At 74.9% G+C, this 16,005-nt stretch carries 14 protein-coding genes; 2 read left to right on the forward strand and 12 right to left on the reverse strand.

Translation table 11 applies throughout. The features are described 5' to 3' along the window. Nucleotides 1-92: 92 nt before the first annotated feature. The 10 genes from IPK37_12015 to IPK37_12060 all read right to left on the reverse strand — a co-directional run bounded on the left by IPK37_12015 (nucleotide 93) and on the right by IPK37_12060 (nucleotide 9,196). Complete coding sequence (locus tag IPK37_12015) at nucleotides 93-1,064, reverse strand: O-antigen ligase family protein (protein ID QQR99717.1); 972 nt, start codon at nucleotides 1,062-1,064, stop codon at nucleotides 93-95. After that, complete coding sequence (locus tag IPK37_12020; GenBank protein ID QQR99718.1) at nucleotides 1,061-1,393, reverse strand: hypothetical protein; 333 nt, start codon at nucleotides 1,391-1,393, stop codon at nucleotides 1,061-1,063. Before IPK37_12020 ends, IPK37_12015 begins: the two co-directional genes overlap by 4 nt. Before the next feature lie 97 nt (nucleotides 1,394-1,490). Beyond that, a complete protein-coding gene (locus tag IPK37_12025; protein ID QQR99719.1) occupies nucleotides 1,491-2,261 on the reverse strand; it encodes an SDR family oxidoreductase in 771 nt (256 codons plus the stop codon). Continuing rightward, the gene (locus IPK37_12030; GenBank protein QQR99720.1) at nucleotides 2,258-2,728 is read right to left on the reverse strand and encodes a cupin domain-containing protein; all 471 of its coding nucleotides are present in this window, start codon (nucleotides 2,726-2,728) and stop codon (nucleotides 2,258-2,260) included. Before IPK37_12030 ends, IPK37_12025 begins: the two co-directional genes overlap by 4 nt. Then, entirely contained in the window at nucleotides 2,725-4,209 is a 1,485-nt protein-coding gene (locus IPK37_12035) for an amidohydrolase family protein (GenBank protein ID QQR99721.1), read from the reverse strand. Before IPK37_12035 ends, IPK37_12030 begins: the two co-directional genes overlap by 4 nt. Continuing rightward, nucleotides 4,206-4,982 (reverse strand): S-methyl-5'-thioinosine phosphorylase, encoded by a 777-nt coding sequence (locus IPK37_12040; protein QQR99722.1) that lies wholly within the window; start codon nucleotides 4,980-4,982, stop codon nucleotides 4,206-4,208. The genes IPK37_12035 and IPK37_12040 overlap by 4 nt, the downstream gene beginning before the upstream one ends. 67 nt (nucleotides 4,983-5,049) lie before the next feature. After that, entirely contained in the window at nucleotides 5,050-5,412 is a 363-nt protein-coding gene (locus IPK37_12045) for a hypothetical protein (protein QQR99723.1), read from the reverse strand. Nucleotides 5,413-5,653: 241 nt separating this feature from the next. After that, nucleotides 5,654-7,042 carry an MFS transporter gene (locus IPK37_12050; GenBank protein QQS02843.1) on the reverse strand — a complete coding sequence of 463 codons (1,389 nt, stop codon included), beginning with the start codon at nucleotides 7,040-7,042 and terminating at the stop codon, nucleotides 5,654-5,656. Between the two features lie 59 nt (nucleotides 7,043-7,101). Beyond that, nucleotides 7,102-8,424: a M20/M25/M40 family metallo-hydrolase gene (locus IPK37_12055; protein QQR99724.1), complete on the reverse strand. Its 1,323-nt coding sequence runs from the start codon at nucleotides 8,422-8,424 to the stop codon at nucleotides 7,102-7,104. Nucleotides 8,425-8,467: 43 nt separating this feature from the next. After that, nucleotides 8,468-9,196: a hypothetical protein gene (locus IPK37_12060; protein ID QQR99725.1), complete on the reverse strand. Its 729-nt coding sequence runs from the start codon at nucleotides 9,194-9,196 to the stop codon at nucleotides 8,468-8,470. A gap of 46 nt (nucleotides 9,197-9,242) precedes the next feature. On the opposite strand from IPK37_12060, the gene IPK37_12065 reads away from it, so the two are divergent. Continuing rightward, on the forward strand, nucleotides 9,243-10,976 hold the full coding sequence (locus tag IPK37_12065; GenBank protein QQR99726.1) for a hypothetical protein: 1,734 nt from the start codon (nucleotides 9,243-9,245) through the stop codon (nucleotides 10,974-10,976). A gap of 228 nt (nucleotides 10,977-11,204) precedes the next feature. Then, on the forward strand, nucleotides 11,205-11,717 hold the full coding sequence (locus tag IPK37_12070; GenBank protein ID QQR99727.1) for a hypothetical protein: 513 nt from the start codon (nucleotides 11,205-11,207) through the stop codon (nucleotides 11,715-11,717). Here IPK37_12070 and IPK37_12075 read toward each other — a convergent pair. Then, on the reverse strand, nucleotides 11,687-13,579 hold the full coding sequence (locus IPK37_12075; GenBank protein ID QQR99728.1) for a hypothetical protein: 1,893 nt from the start codon (nucleotides 13,577-13,579) through the stop codon (nucleotides 11,687-11,689). The two genes, IPK37_12070 and IPK37_12075, sit on opposite strands and share 31 nt — an antisense overlap. 764 nt (nucleotides 13,580-14,343) lie before the next feature. Further along, a complete protein-coding gene (locus IPK37_12080; protein ID QQR99729.1) occupies nucleotides 14,344-15,984 on the reverse strand; it encodes a DEAD/DEAH box helicase in 1,641 nt (546 codons plus the stop codon). Between the last annotated feature and the right edge of the window lie 21 nt (nucleotides 15,985-16,005).

The raw sequence follows: 16,005 nt of genomic DNA on the forward strand, positions 1-16,005 counted from the left end.
AGCACAACAGCGCTGGGGCTTTCTTGGGGGAGATCATCGTGGGCGCGCGGCTCACCCCATCGCACCCCCACAGCTCGGGCGACGAACGGACGCTAGGGGCGAGGGGCACGGTGCGACCAGACCGCAGCGGTCGCCCCGACCACCACCCACAGCAGCAGGGCGATCCGCTCGGCATTGGCCGCATGGTCCAGCAGACCCATGGTGGCGAACCCGGCGAGGGAGCAACCGTACGTCGTGGCCCACGTGGACCCGTCCCGGGCGGCCCGCACCACGCCCATCGCCAGCGCGGCGGTGATCGCGAGGACGGCCAGGCCGCCGGGCACGCCGGTCTCCACGAACCAGCTCAGCCAGAGGTTGTGGGCGTGTTGATACGCCGGGCCGACCCCCGCCGTGGCCTGCAACGCCGCGCCGCCCTGGCCGAGCCCGACACCCAGCGGATGGTCGAGGACCAGCCGCACGGCCGCCCGCCAGATCGTGCCGCGCACCCCCAGGTCGCCACCGGCGAGCCACCAGCCGCCTGCGCCGAGCAGGGCCACGGCCGCAACGCCACCGGCCAGCCCCATCCTGACCCGCACCCGCGACGGCCGGCGCAGCACCAGGTAGGCCGCCACCGCGACGAGCGCGCCCAGGGCGCCGGCCCGGGACCCGGTCAGCGCCAGCGCGACGACCCCCACCGCGACGACGGTCCACCCGATGAGCCGCTGGGCGGGGTCGCGCTGGGTGCTCGCCACCCAGCCCACGGCCAGCGGCAGGAGGAGCAGGAGCGCCGCGGCGAGCAGGTTGGGGTTCGGGTACGTGCCCGTCACGCGGACGAACGCCCCAGGCGCACAGACATCCAGCGCGCCGGACCACGACCCGCGGCAGAACCCCGTCGCCGTCCCCGAGGCCGCCTGGGTCACCCCGGCGGTCCCGGCCAGGCCGACGCCCAGCCAGGCCAGCAGGCCGATTCCGCGGTGGGCACCGGCGTCGAGCGTGAGCAGTCGCGCCGTCAGCGCCGTCACCCCGACGCCGGTGAGCAGGGCTCGCCACGGCGCCCAGCCCGTCCCCGTGACCAGGCTGGTCACCTCGGCCGCTGCGAGCAGCGCGATCCCGCATAGCTGAACAGCCCGCGCCGCCATCTCGGCAGCCGGGCGCGGGCGCCTGCGCCCAGCCCGAGCCACCCGGCGAACACCGCGGCCCAGCCGGCCAGGATCGCCAGCCGCAGCGGGGTGAACAGCGCGAACACCGGGGCGTCCGGCAGGGCGTCGGTGACCGCCTCCAGCACGGTGGCCGCGACGGCGAGCAGCGCCACCGAGCCGGCCAGGGGTGGCAGGCTCGGCTTCCGATGCTGCGGAAGGCGCCCGGGGCGGGTCGGCGCGGCGACCGACCGGTCGTCGAGGCGGAGTGCGGTCACCCGTCCAGTTCTGGCCTATCCGGGCGAACGCCTCGCGTGCAGGCGGTGAGGAGCGCGTCGCCAACGCGTGAAGAGCAGGCGGCCGGCGCGTGAATCCTCACCAGCCGGGCGCGCAGCTCCAGCCGGCGTCGACCGGCAGCACGACGCCGGTGATGCCGGAGGCGCCCGGCGACGCGAGGAAGGCGATGGCGGCCGCGACCTCGGCCGCCGCCACGGGGCGTCCGAGCGCGGCGGCGCGGGACCAGCGCCGATGCCCATGGGGCCACTCCTCGGCCAGCCCGGGCCGATCGATCAGGCCGGGGGCGACGCCGACGACCCGGATCCCCCGGGGGCCGAGTTCCTCGGCGGCCGCGCCGACGAGATGGTGCAGGGCGGCCTTGGCGACGGCGTACGGCGCGTGGCCCCGCGCGGCCCGCAGCCCCTCGACGGAGCCCACCACGACGATCGCCGGCTGCCGCTCGGGCCGCATCCGTGCGGCCGCCTGGTGCAGCAGGACGGCGGTGTGGCGCAGCGTCCCGGCGTACATCGCGTCCCACGCCGCCGCGTCGAGCCCGTCCCACGGCGTCACCTCCTGCGCGCCGGCGGCGAGGACGACGACGTCCGGTACGGCGAGCGCGGCGGCCACGTCATCGAGGAGCCGGGCGCACACCGCGTCGACGTCGGCGGCTGACAGGTCGGCGATCACGACCGTGGCGCGGGCCCCCCGCTTCGCCAGGTCGTCCCGGAGCTCCTCCGCCGCCTGCGCCGAACGGCGATGGTGCAGCGCGACGGCCAGCCCCGCCTCCGCGAGCGCAATAGCCACCGCGCGGCCCAACCCGCCGGTGGCTCCGGTGATCAGCGCCGTCCGGGACACAGCGGGCAAGCTCACGTGCGGCCCACGAAGGTGAACGCCCGGATCAGCTCGGCGTGCTGCGGGTACGTCGCGAGCAGCTCGGCGCGGCTGCCCAGCGTGAACACCTCGAAGTCGAAGGCCGGACTGCACCAACAGGACACGAGGGTCCACGCCCCCGCAGTCCGGGCGGCCATCCAGGTCCCCGGGGGCACGACTAGCTGGCTCGCCGTGGCGTCGAGCCAGGTGCTGCGGGCGGTGCCGTTCGCCGCCAGCTGCACCAGCTCGGCGGGCGCACCCGCGAGCCACTGCCAGCCCTCCGTGACCGTGAGGGAGTGCAGGGCGGAGGCCCCCCGGGGCCCATCGGTGATGAGAAACCGGATGGTGCTCAGCGCGCCGGTCCGCGGTCCGGGCCCCCAGAGCCCGCCCTCGCCAGGCAGCGGGGAGAGGTCGTAGCGCGCGCGGACCTCCTCCGCCGGGGTGTCCGGGCTGGGCCAGCCCGTCACGGCGCGGCATCCTCAGCTGGTGGTGCCATGCTGCCGCTGCCGGCCAGTGGCGCGGCACTGGCGCTTCCGTCCGCCCGGACGGCTTGCACGCCTGCGTCCGCCCGGACGGCCTGCGCACCGGCGGCCGCCTCCGCGGCCGTCGCGCCGCGCTCCCGGCAGCGCGCGAGCAGGTCGGCCTCGTCCAGCCGGGTGCTGCGCCGGTCCGCGACCACCCGCTCCCCGTCGACGAAGACGTCCACCACGTCGCCGCGTCCGGCCGCGTAGACCAGCAGCGCGTGTGGGTCGTGCACCGGCGTCAGGTGCGGCGCGTCCAGATCGAGGAGGACGAGGTCGGCGCGCTTGCCGGCCTCCACGCTGCCGATCAGGTCCCCCATCCCGAGCCCGCGGGCGCCGTCGAGGGTGACTGCGCGGACGATCTCCGCCGCCGCGGCCGCGTCCGGCCGTCCCGCCGTGAGCCGCGCGAGCAGGGCCGCTAGCCGCATCGCCACCCACATGTCGAGGTCGTTGCTAGACGAGCAGCCGTCGGTGCCGATCCCGCGCCGCAGGCCGGCCTCGCGGTAGGCCGCCCACGGCAGCGCGCCCGAGGCCAGCTTGAGGTTGGAACCCGGGCAGTGCGCGACCGTCGCCCCCGCCGCAACCGCCACGGCGACGTCGTTCGGGTCGAGGTGGACGCCGTGGCCGAAGACCACCGGGAACGACCCGTCCAGCACGCCGGCGTCGCTCAGGACCCGCGTCGGCGTACGGCCTTGTTGGTGTTTGACCTGCGCGTTCTCCGCGAGGTTCTCCGAGACGTGGGTGTGCAGCAACGGCCGCCGCCAGCCGCGGACCACGTCGGCGAGGTCGCGCAGGTGGGCGGGGGAGACGAGGTAGGTGCTGTGCGGGGCCACGCACTGGGGGGTCTCGGGGCCGCCGATCTCGGCCAGCTCGCCCGGCCAGCGGGCCAGGTCCGCCAGGCGCCGGTCCCAGCTGAGCCCGTCCGGGCCGGGCATGTCGAAGAACGTCGGGCCCCCGACGTGGCGCAGGCCCACCGCGACGGCGCCGACGTGGGCGGAGCGGTGGTGGAAGTACATGTCGGCCGCGCACGTCGTACCCCCACGCAGCGCCTCCAGCGCCCCCAGCCGTGCGCCGAGCTCGACGGTGGGGGCGTCCATCACCGCCCCCTCGGCGGCCCAGACCCGCTCCAGGAAGCCCTGCAGGTCGACGTCCTCGGCGAGCCCGCGCAGGAGGGTCATCGGGGTGTGCGTGTGGAGGTTGACCAGGCCCGGCATGACCAGCCGGCGGCGGGCGTCGATGGTCGCCGCGCCCAGGGCAACGGCCCGCTCCCGCACCGGCGAGTGGGCGGTCGGGTCGCTCGGCGCCGGCGCGAGCGCCGCGATGGCGCCGTCGAGAAGGAGTACGTCGTGGTCGCGCAGCACGGTCGCCGCGTCGTCGCACACGACGACCCAGGCGCACCCCGCCAGCAGGACAGGTGCGGCCGTCATTCGGCCGCCCCCCGGCGCAGCAGGAACCGGTCCAGGACGGCCAGGACGCGCTGGCTCGTGTCGGCCAGCACGCGGCCGACCTCGACGATGCTCACCGGCTCGTCGGTCAACCCCGCGCAGGGATTGCAGACGAGCGCCACGGCGGCGTACCGCAGGCCGGCCTCGACGGCGAGCGTCACCTCGGGCACCCCGGTCATCCCGGCCACGCTGCCGCCGAGGAGCCCGGCCATCCGGACCTCCGCGGGCGACTCGAAGCGCGGCCCCTCGAAGGCGGCGTAGACGCCGCCGTCGCGCAGCGGCTGCCCGCAGTCCGCGGCTGCTTGCAGGAGTTCGCGCCGCAGGTCGGGGTGGTAGGCGGTGGTCACGTCGACGTGCACCACCCCGTCCGGCGTGGCGCCGTCGAAGAACGTCGTCTCGCGGCCCTTCGTGAAGTCGAGGAAGTCGTCGATCAGCACGAGGTCGCCGACCGCGAGCCCCGGGTCGATGCTGCCCACGGCGTTGACGGCGATGATCTCCCGCACCCCCGCGGCCTTCAGGCCGGCGATGTTGGCGCGGTAGTTGACCAGGTGCGGGGGCACGGCGTGGCCCGCGCCGTGCCGGGTCAAGAACGCTACGGGCAGGCCGTGCCAGGTGCCCTCGGTGACGCGGGCCACGCCGTACGGCGTGTCGATGTCGCGCTCGCGGGCGTCCAGGAGCTGCGCGAGGGAGTAGAAGCCCGTGCCGGCGATGATCCCGACGGGCGCGATCTGCCCGTCCCCCGAGGTGTTGTCCATCAGGACAGGTTAGGCGCCGCCGGCGGCACGACCCTGCGGGCCTCCGCCGGCGACGGCCACCGTGTCGCTACGGCTTGTGGGAGCCCACGAGGTCCTGAAGCTTCGAGGAGCCCTCCTTCAGGGTGTCCTGAACCTTGTGCGTACCGTCCTTCAACGCGCCTTGCAGCTTGGCCGGGCTGTCCTTGACCGCGCCCTGGATCTTGGCGGGGCCTTCCTTCACGGCGCCCTCAATCTTGGCCGGGCTGTCCTTGACCGCGCCCTGGATCTTCGCGGGGCCTTCCTTCACGGCGCCCTGGATCTTGGCGGGGCCGTCCTTGACCGCGTCCTGGAGCTTGGTCGCCCCGTCGCGCAGGGCGGTCTGCAGACGGGCCAGGATCGGCGTGTCCCGCAGCTCGTCGAACTTGGCCACGATGCGGTCCCAGATCTCCATGTCCCTACTCCTTGATCGTCGGTGGTGGCTTTTCACCGCCAGCGCACCGCGGACCGTTCCGCGTGGTGCACGGGCACAGCGTTCCACCGACCCCGCCCGGGGTGGCCTGATTCCGCGCGTGGTTTTCCATGCATGCCCGGTGAGAGCGACGGTGACGGGGGGCCCGGAGCCCTCCTGGGCACGGATATCGGTGTGTCGCAGGCCTACGGCGCTCCGTCCCCCAAGGCCGAGGTGGCGCATCTCACTCCCGGTCGGCACCGGGTCGCGGGCGGCGGGTCAGGAGCAGGAGGGTGCCCGCCACCCCCGCCGTACCGGCACAGATCGCCCACACGGTCAGGTAACCCGACAGCGGCGCGTGGTTCGCCGCCGGGCCTTCGAGGCCGGCGCCGCCCAGGGCGAGCGCGTAGGCGCACGAGGCGAATGCGCCACCCACCGTCTTGATGGCGTTCGTCATGCCGGTGGCGACGGCGGTGTGGGTCGGCGGCGCGTACTGGGCGGCGACGGCCGGCAACAGCGCCACGAGCATCCCCGATCCCAGCCCGGCGAGGAGCATGTTCGCCAGGACGGCCACCAGTGACCCGTGGCTCGGCAGGAACAGCGCATAACCGACCGCCACGAGCGCACAGCCCACGACCATCGTGCCGCGCGCCGGCAGCCACCGAGTGAGCAGCGGCACGCACAGGGCGCCGAGCAGCAGGGACACGACGTACGCCCCGATGATGAGCGACACCCCGGAGGCGGTCGCGCCGAGCCCGTAGCCGGCGACCGCCGGGTCCGTGCGGGCGAACGTGGACAACGGGATCTGCGCGCCGAGCACGGACGCCCCGAACAGCATCGCCACGACCTGGATCGGCCACTGCCGGCGCGAGCCGAGCACGCGCAGGTCGACGAGCGGCGTCTCCACCCGCAGCTCGACGCGGGCGAAGGCGATGCCGAGGAGCGCCCCGACCGCGAGGAGCAGCCACGGCCACGGCGAGGCCGACCCGAGGACGCGCAGGAGCATGAGGCCGCCCATGATCGCGCCGAGACCGAGCGTGAGCCACGCCGTGCCGGCGCCGTCGAAGCGGCCGGTCCCGGCGGGAGGCATGGCGGGGACGCCCCACCAGATCGCCGCGATGGAGAGCGTGACGACGACGGCGGGCACCGCGAGCAGGGCGATCATCGACAGCCGAGTGGCGAGCGCGCCCGCGAGCAGGGCGCTGGCGATCACCGAGGTCTCCAGCGCGGCGACGAGGACGGACGAGGCCAGTCGGGTGCGCCGGTCGTCACCCGCCGTACGGCGGTGCACGATCGCGACCTCCATCGGCAGCCACACCACGTACACGCCGACCAGCGCCCACGCCGCGGCGAACGCGACCGGCGTCGGCGCGAGCGCCACCCCCCAGCAGGCGAGGGCCGCGACGACGGTGCTGGCGAGGAGGATCCGGCGGTGGCCGTGCAGGTCGCCGAGCTTGGAGAGCACCGGTACGGCGATCGCGGACAGCGCCAACTGGGCCGCCTCGAACCAGTTGACCTCGGCGTCGCGCAGGTTCAGGTGCCGGGCGATGTCAGTGAACAACGGCGTGAAGTAGCCCTGAATGGTGCCGCTGGCGATCTCGACGCAGACGAGGAAGCCGACGATGGAGGCGATCGGGACGGCGGCTGTGCTCCGGTTTGCGACCGCGCCCCGGGACCCCTCCGCGGGGGCGGTCACAGGTGCTCCAGCAGGTCCGCGTAGTAGTCGACGCCGGCGAGGAAGTCCGTCACGCCGAGGTGCTCGTCGACGTTGTGGATGCTCTGCCGCTGGGCCTTGGTGACGTGGAAGGGCGCGAACCGGTAGACCCGCGGCCAGATGCGATGGAAGTGCCGGGAGTCGGTAGCGGCCATCACGAGATAGGGGATGGCGCCGGTGTCCGGTTCGCAGCGGTGCAGGGTGGCGACGAGCGCGTCGTACGCCGCGTCGGTAGGGGACACCGGGCTCGGGTCGTCGCCGTGCCGCAGGGTGACCGTGACCTGGCGGTCGTTGATGGTACGTCGCAGCCGGGCCAGGACGTCGTCGCGGGTCTCGCCGACCGCGATCCGCACGTTGAGCCCCGCGGTGGCGGTCGTGGGCAGCACATTGTTGGCGGGGGCCGCGCGCAGCTCGGTGAGGGCGATCGTCGTGCGGGTCAGCGCGGCCAGTTCGGGGCCGAGGAGGCTGAGGAGTCGCGCCATCGGGAGGCCCAGCCGGTCGGCCCGGTCGGTGAGGAGCCGGGCTGGCCCTGGAAGGTGTCCGCCGAGGGCCGTGATCATCTTCGCGACCGGCTCGGTCATCCGCGGCGGTGCGGGGGAGTCCTCGATCCGGACCAGCGCCCTGGCGAGCCGGGCCACGGCGCCGTGCCGGGGCGGCTGGCTCGCGTGGCCGCCGGACCCGCTCGCCGCCAGGTCGATCGCGGCGTTGCCCTTCTCGGACAGGCCGATCATCGCCATGCGCGCCGAGACCCCGGGCAGGGCGTCTGAGACGATCGCGCCCCCCTCGTCAAGGACGAACCAGGGGGTGACCCCGCGGCCTTGCAGCTCCGCCACGGCGCGTCGGCCGGTGACCCCCATGACCTCCTCGTCGCTGCCGAACGACAGCCAGATGTCGCGAGTCGGGCGGTGGCCCGCGGCGACGAGCCGATCCACCGCAGCGAGGATTCCGACGAGGCTGCCCTTGTCGTCGATCGTGCCTCGGCCCCAGATGGCGCCGTCGACGACGCTCCCGGCGTACGGCGGGTGGGTCCACGCCTCCTCCGGCCCCGCGGGGACGACGTCCTGGTGGGCCAGCAGAACCACCGCGTCGGTCTGCGGATCGCGGCCCGGCCAGCGCAGCAGCAGCGCGTGGTCGCCGAGATCGGTCGTCTCGCAGGCGGCGAAGGCGTGCGGGAAGTGGGCCCGGAGATCGGCGTGCAGGCCGTCGAACTCCGCGGGGTCCTTGCCGGGCCCGGCCACGGTCCGACGGCGTACGGCGGCGGTCAGCGCCGCGACGGGCGCCGGGACGCTGACAGTCTCCATGACGGGAGCGTATGGGCGGTCGCGCGACGCTGTCCGGCGATCGTCACCAGGCGGCGTTGTACGCCGCCACGGCCGCCGCGTCGGCGTCCGGCGCGATCGTGACGGTCTCGACAGCGAGCCGCTTGGCGTTGGCCGTGATGTCCAGCCAGGACCGCAGGCTGCTCACCTGCCACGCGGAGGTGGAGCGGCCGATCGTCCACGAGATGCCGAGCCGCTTGCCCTTGCTCGCGGCCCAGTCAGACCAGTCGGTCAGGCCGCCCTTGCCGGTGACGAGGACCGGCCACGGCTTGTCGGCGGGGATGCTCAGCCCGATGAGGTCGATCGCATCGCCCGGGAAGGCGGCCGCCGCGGTCTCGGGGTCGGTGCCCAGCGGGGCGGCCCACTCGATGAGCGCGTTCGGCGCCGCGGCCTTGACGGTGGCGGCCACCCGCTCCGCCGCCGCCTTGGCGCGGGCGGGGTCGGCGCCGTCCGGCGTGGTCAGCCGCACCACTGCGGGCTTGGCGGACACCGAGCGCAGGGTCGTGCCGAGCGTGGTCCACGGCTGGGTGCCGGTGCCCTTCGCCAGGGCCTCCAGGTCCTCGCCGCCGAGCGTGAGCGGAGCCTCCACGACGAGCTGGGCGCCCGTCGTCGCGGCCTTCGTCCACATGGGGGCGGTGGCGGACAGGGTGGTGAGGTCGGCGCTGTCGACCCGCAGGCTCAGCGCGTCCGCCGCGCGACCGCGGGCGGTCACCGTCGCCGCGGCCGCGGCGACGTCGTTGTTCGGCGCGGTCACACCACTGGCCCAGCCGCTCCCGGGAGTCCCGGTCGGGGCGCTCTCGGTGGGTGCGGCCTTCGGCGCCTCGGTGGGTGCCGGCGTGGGCGCGGGCCGGGTGGTCGCCGGCCCGCGGACGGGCCCGGCGGTCGGGGCGCTCGCGCGCGGACCCGACGGCTGCGCGGAGCTGGGCGCGGCCGACGAGGTGCCTCGTTGTGAGGTCGTCGGGGCGCCGCTGGTGGGCGGCTGGCTGGTTGGAACGGATGACGTGGTGGGCGCGGTCGACGCGGTGGGCGTCGTCGACCTGGTGGGTGTCGTCGACGTGGGTTTCGTGGACGTCGGGGGCGCGGTCGTCCCGCCCGGTGCCGGCGTGCTCGGGGCGGGCTTGGCGGGTGCCGCCGGCTCCGTCGCGCGGGGTCGCACCGGGGTTGCGGGGGCGGGCGGTGCGGACGGCTTGCCGGTCTGGGCCGGGGCCGAGTCCTTGGCCTTGTCGGCGGCCTTGCCGGGGGCTTTATCCGGCGACGTCGTCGCTTGCGGCCGGGACGGGACGGGCAGCGTGACCCGGGGAGGCATCGGGAGCGGCACGGGGGTGGTCGTCGTCGCGTTGGCGCGGGGGGTCGCCGCCGAAGGGCGCGGCGTGCCGCTGGACGGGCGCGCTACCGGGGGGCCGGTGAGGGTGATGGTCAGGCCGTCGTCGGTGAGCGAGCCGTCGACCGAGACGTCCCTCGGGCCGGCCGACGGGGACTTCGTCGAAGTCGCCGGGAGCGTCGGCTGTCGGCTCGTCGAATGGGGCCGCGCGGGCGCAGTGGTGGCCGAGGCGCTGGCCGGGACGCTGGTATCGGTCGACTCGGGCGAGCGCGTGGGGACCGAGGCGGTCGGCGTCGTGGGTGTCGGCGCGGCCCAGGTGCTCGACGTCGGGCCCGGTGTCCGGGTCGACGAGCGAGTCCCCCTCGGTTCGGCCGGCGTGGTCCAGGACGGCTGGCCGGGCCGCGCGGTGCCACGCGTGGTGGGCTCGGCCGGTGTGGTCCAGGACGGCTGGCCGGGCCGCGCGGTGCCACGCGTCGTGGGCTGGGCCGCCGAGCTCGGTTCGGACGTGGGCCAGCGCGGCGGCTCGGTCACGGCCGGGGAGTGGGGTGCCGCCGAGTCGCCCGCGGGGCGGCCGGTCGCCGAGGGCTCGGTCGGCGGGAACGGCACGGGGGCGTCCGCAGGGCTGGTGGCGACGGGCGCGCTGGGTGAGGTGGGCCGGAAGGCACCGGGCGCCGCTGCGGCCGTGCCCGGCCCCGCCTCGACGACGATCCGCACGGGCGTGTCCGCGCGGGCCGGCACCAGGATGACCGTGGCCGGTTCGGGGGCGCTCGGGACCCGCGTGGCGGGCGCCGCCGGTCGCACCGACGCTCCCGAGGCCGTCCCGCTCGGCTCGGCCGGCGTCGTCCACGGCTGCGCTGGGGCGGGGCGGGCCGTCGTCGCCTCGCTGGGTGCCGTCCGGACCGACGCGGGGCCGGTGGGCAGCGGCTGGTCCGGCAGGTGCCCTGGGGGCGGCGGTGCCGAGGTGGTTACCTGGGCGGTCGGCGTTACTCCGGGCGGGGTGGCCTGGGCCGGGACGCTGGTCGCGGGCGGGGCCGGTGCGCGGGTGGGGGCGGGCGTGGGTGCCGGCGCGGGAACGTACGGCGTGGGCGGCGCGGTCGTCTCGACCGGGATCCGGCCGTCGGGCGTGGCCGTGGCAGGCGCCGGGTACGGGTCGTGCTCGCGGCTGGCCGGCAGCGTCACGGTGCCCTCTGGCGTGCTCGGGCGCTCGGCCTGACCGGGCTGCCCCTGCCCGACGACCTCGCCCGGCTGGTTCGGGACCTGCCGCGTCGGCATCTGGCTCGCAGGCTGCTCGACCGGCACCTCTTGGCTCGGCACCTGTTGGCTCGGCTGGTTCGGCTGCACCGCTTGGCCCTGGGCCGGCACCTGCTGGCCGGGCTGCACCGGTTGACCCTGGACCGGCTGCTGGGCGGGCTGGGCACCGTCGCGGTTCGACGGTGCCGAGGTGCGGGACGACGGGGTCGAGGGGCTGGGGGCGCCCGGGGCTGCGGGCTGTGCGGCGGACGGGGCGACTGCGGTGCCGGTCCGGTTCGCGGCGGATGCCGTCGCGCCGCTCGTCGTGCCGGACTGCTGGCTGGCTGTGGTGCGGGTCGGGCTGGTGACCGTCGTGCCGGTCCGGGTGGGCGCTGTGGGGCGCCCGGTCGCGGCGCCACTCGACGTACCCGTCGCGGCCACCGGCGTGCCGGGACTCGGGGCGACCTCCGTCGCGGACGCCGTACCCGCCCCGCACACCACGAGCGCGGTCGCCACCGGGAGGGCTGCGGCGGCGGTGAGGGCCTTGCTGTTCAGATTCCTGCGCATGCTGCTGACCTGTTCGTGTGGAGGGGCGGAGTCAGTGCGGCCGGGCGGGTCGGGCCGGTCAAACCGGCGGGTCGCCCCGGTCGCGGCAGCGCCGGGCCGGCCCGGGGCGACGTCGCGGGGTGGGCGTCATGGCGTCGCCTTCGGCGGGAGGAGATAGACGTACTCGTCGCCGCCGGACTCGGCCCGCACCGCCGCGGCGGTCGTCGCGAGATCCTCGGGGAAGGCCTCGTTGTCGGGCAGGACACCCGCCGGGATCTGCGGGCCGACCAGCACCCGCTGCCGGGCGAGCATGCCGAGCGCCCGATCGGCGCTGACCAGCTGCGTCGTCCAGGCGCCCAGGTCCATCGATCGGGCGGTCGTGAGGTCCACGAGCGTGCGGCCGAGGATGCCCCATCGGCGCGAGGGAGAGGGGTACCAGTCCGCGGAGCCCCCGTCGAACCAGGCCGCGCCACCCCACGCGAAGCGCACGTCCTGCGGCCGGTCGCTGTAGACGGCCACGTACGCGGTGCCGCTGGTCTTCGTGGGGAGCACGGTCACCACCGAGTCGCCGAGGTAGCCCACGATGGTGGGCGGGCCCGAGTTGCCGGGGCTCTCCCAAGGGGTGGGCTGCGCGGCGGGGCGCCCGGCGGCGAGGTGCCACCACCCGGCCGCGCCGGTCGCCGTGACCGTGCCGTCTGCGCGCGCCGCCAGCGGCTTCGCCCCGTCCGGAACGGGCATCGTCACGAGCTTGCCGGCGGCGACCGTGCCCGCCGTACGTCCTTGGTCGCCGATCACCAGCGGCGCGGAGCCCTGCAGGCTCACGCTCGCCCCCGCGGGAAGCCCCAGGTCGTGGGCCTCGCCGCTCTCCAGATCCCACCAGGCCAGGCGGTCGCCGACCTGCGCCGCGACGACCCGCCGCCCGTCGATGGTCGTGGCCGTGAGGTCGGTGCCGGGCTTGGCGTCGGGGTACCGGCCGCTCCACCGCACCTCACCCCGCTCGACGTCCACGAGCGTGATCGTCCGGTCCTTGGTGACGAACGCCATCTGCGTGCCGTCCACCATGAGCACCCGACCGGCGTCCTTGAGCAGGGCCGGCGTTCGCCACATCGACTTGGCCTGCCATTCGGCGGGAGGCGGCACGCCGATGGTCTCGTCGCGGACGAGCATCACCCCGGGCCGGTCGCGGGAGATCATCGCGACGAGTGCGGCCACGACCAGCAGGCAGGCGAGGGCCACGCAGCCCAGCACCAGCATGCGTCGGCCCGGCCGGAGAGCTACGGCCGGCCGGCCCGTGCGCGGCCGGGGCGTGGCGCGGTGTCCCCGGGGCGCGCTGGGGGCGCGAGGGGCGGTCGCCGGACGGTACGTCGCGGGCCGTGCCGGCTCGAATCCGCCCGGCGGAGGCCCTGGTGGGGACGGGGCTGAGGGGCGGCGGCCGGGCACCGTCGTCGGGGTCGGGCCGGCGTCTCGACGCAGCGTGGCGACCACCGCGGCCGCGGGGTCCCCATCGACCGCCCACGGGCTGGTGTCGACCTGTCGGGGGCCGACGGGCCCGCTCTGGTGGGCCGCGCCGGCGAGGTCGGCGGGTGTGCTCTGGCCGAGAGAGCCCGGCGGCGCGCTCTGCTCGAGCGGGCGAACGGGGCGGCTCGCTGGGGCCCGCCCGTCCGATGTTGCCTGGCCGAGGCGTTCGTCGGGGGCGCCTTGGCCGAGGCGTTCGTCGGCGGTGCCTTGGCCGGGGGCGTCGGCGCCGGCGCCCTGGTCGGCGGACTCGTCATCCCCGCCGGGCGGCCCGGCCTCGCGGACATCGCCGTCGGCCGTGACGAGGACGGTGCCGAGGGGGCTGCCCTCGTGCTCGAACTCGGCGCGGATGACCCCGTCGGGGGACTTCGCGGCGAGGCGGCTCAGGTGGGTGCGGACGACGTCGGCGGCCTCGTCCCAATCCCCGGTGGCGATCCGCCGCCCCTCGACGTACGCGGCGAGTCCCCCCGGGACGGTCACCCACTCCACCCGCGCCCACAGGCCCGGGGAGCCGGTCCCGGTCATGAGCGCAGGCCCCGGCGGCCGCCCGGACCCCTCCGGCGACCCGCACATGTCGCGAAACCGATTCTCACGGTATGAATTTGGCCTTCCCCATGGCTTTTCTGGCCACCCCGAAAAATGCTTGCCGGGCGGGTTTCACGAGGCCCGGCTGGTCGACAATCTAACGGATGGGGAAGACGTTGGCGCGGGCTCGGATGCCGCCTGTGGATAACAGGTCCATCCGGTCGGAGCGGGCCTCGGTTGCCTTCTTGGGTGGGGGTCGATTGTCGCGAGCGGACCTGCTCGGGCGACGGGCCCTGTCGAATCGGGTTGCCCGAAAGGCCGATTGCCGGTGGCTGGGCACGGGCTCGAGGGGGCGCCTGGACGTCGTCGATCAGAGGTTCAATACGGCGGCCGCCGCGTCTCAGGAGTCGGCCAGACTCCGTGAACGGTCATTGGCGACGATGAGAGGCGCATCTGCTCGGTGAGCGGCGTACGCCTTGAACCGAGGTCAGAGCGACGAGGTGGCGGATGATCGGCCGATCCTGCCGTCACGGTGAGCGCTCAGCGTGCCACATCATGACGTCGCCGATGATCGCCCCGATGATCGCCCGATCGCTGTCCTCAGAGGAGCAGCAACGGGGACATCATCGGGGAGATCACACGCCCCGGCCGGGAATCCCCCCACCCTCCGGAATGCGAATCTCACGCCCGGTGCACAACGGGAATGTCACCGAGAAGCGGGAATCGACATTCGAAGAACGGAAATGATTGGCGCCGTGCCGAGTTCACAATGTCGGCAGCTCGTCGGCGTCCACAATTCGATAGGCGTAGCCCTGTTCGGCGAGGAATCGCTGGCGATGCGCGGCGAATTCGGCGTCCACGGTGTCGCGCGCCACGATCGTGTAGAAGTGCGCGGTCCGGCCGTCGCCCTTCGGCCGCAGCACCCGGCCGAGGCGCTGCGCCTCCTCCTGCCGGGACCCGAACGTCCCGGAGACCTGGATCGCCACCGAGGCCTCCGGCAGGTCGATGGAGAAGTTGGCGACCTTGCTCACGACCAGCGTCGAGATGGCCCCGGTGCGGAAGGCGTCGTACAGTCGCTGCCGCTGCGGCACCGTCGTCTCGCCCGTGATGAGCTCGGCGCCCAGTCGCCCCGCCAGGGACTCCAGCTGGTCCAGGTATTGACCGATCACGAGCGTCGGTTCGCCCGCGTGACGGCGTACCAGCTCTTCCACCACGCGGTCCTTGACCGGCGCGCACGAGGCGAGCCGGTAGCGCTCCTCGGGCTCGGCGGTGGCGTACGCCATCCGGAACGAGTCCGGCAGCGGCACCCGCACCTCGACGCAGTCCGCCGGGGCGATGTACCCCTGCGCCTCGATGTCCTTCCACGGCGCGTCATAACGCTTCGGCCCGATCAGAGAGAACACGTCGGACTCGCGCCCGTCCTCCCGCACCAGGGTCGCGGTCAGCCCCAGCCGACGGCGGGCCTGCAGGTCGGCGGTCATCCGGAAGATGGGCGCGGGCAGCAGGTGCACCTCGTCGTACACGATCAGCCCCCAGTCGCGGGCGTCCAGCAGGTCGAGGTGCGTGTAGGCGCCCTTCCGGCGGGTGGTCATGACCTGGTACGTCGCGATCGTGACCGGCCGGATCTCCTTGCGGGCGCCGCTGTATTCGCCGATCTCGTCCTCGGACAAGGAGGTACGCCGCAGCAGCTCGTCGCGCCACTGCCGGGCGCTGACCGTATTCGTCACGAGGATGAGCGTCGTCGTGGCGGACCTGGCCATCGCCGCCGCGCCCACCAGCGTCTTGCCGGCCCCACAGGGGAGCACGACGACGCCCGAGCCGCCGTGCCAGAAGCCGTCGACGGCCTGCTCCTGGTAGGGCCGCAGCGCCCAGTCGTCCGTGACCAGCGCGATCGGGTGCGCCTCGCCGTTGACGTAGCCGGCGCGGTCCTCGGCCGGCCAGCCGACCTTGAGCAGCTCCTGTTTGAGGTGGCCGCGCTCGCTCGGGTGGACCAGCACGGTGCGGTCGTCGAGCCGATCGCCCAGCAGCGGCCGAATCCGCTTGGAGCGCAGCACTTCCTCCAGCACCGGAATGTCGGTGGTCTCCAGGACCAGGCGGTCGCCGTCCTTGGCCAGGACCAGCCGGCCGTAGCGATCCATCACATCGGCGACGTCGACGAGCAGCGCGTGCGGCACGGGATAGCGGCTGAACCGCACCAGCGCATCCACGACCTGCTCCGCGTCGTGCCCGGCGGCTCGGGCGTTCCACAGGCCGAGCGGGGTCACCCGGTAGGTGTGCACGTGCTCGGGTGCCCGCTCCAGCTCGGCGAACGGCGCGATCGCGGCGCGCGCGGCCGGGGCCTGCGGGTGGTCGACCTCGAGTAGGAGCGTCTTGTCGCTTTGGACGATGAGGGGGCCGTCGGTCATAGCGGGTGGGTCAACGCGCGA

The sequence above is a fragment of the Austwickia sp. genome (assembly GCA_016699675.1).
Lineage (GTDB): Bacteria > Actinomycetota > Actinomycetes > Actinomycetales > Dermatophilaceae > Austwickia.